Genomic DNA, 309 nt, shown 5'->3' with positions numbered 1-309 from the left:
CTTTGGGTAGCAGTAGCCATTGCCTATGATATTTTCCGTTGGAAACAGTTGGAAGTTGCCTACAAAGAAGGTACTAAGTTGATTACAACCATGCGCGATCGCTTGACAGCTCTCGTTGATGCAGCATCTGTAATGGGTGTCTTCATGATGGGTGCCTTGATTGCAACTATGATTAACTTTGAAGTGACTTGGGCTCCAGCTATTGGAGAAAAAGTGATTGATATTCAAGACATTTTGAATACCATCTTCCCACGCCTAGTACCTGCAATCTTTACAGGATTTGTCTTCTGGCTTCTTGGTCAGATCGGA

Annotated in this window: 1 protein-coding gene; it reads left to right on the top strand. The window is 43.0% G+C overall.

Features of this window, described 5'->3' with window-relative positions:
• Positions 1–309 (top strand): PTS system mannose/fructose/sorbose family transporter subunit IID (locus C1G53_RS10975; RefSeq protein ID WP_161941419.1); only part of this gene is annotated, 309 nt, incomplete at both ends.

Origin of the sequence: Streptococcus suis, from assembly GCF_002960445.1 — a bacterium.
In the GTDB taxonomy this organism is placed as follows: Bacteria; Bacillota; Bacilli; order Lactobacillales; family Streptococcaceae; genus Streptococcus; species Streptococcus hyiners.
Note: the sequence above shows the minus strand (reverse complement) of the source record. Positions and strands in the feature narration are given on the sequence as shown.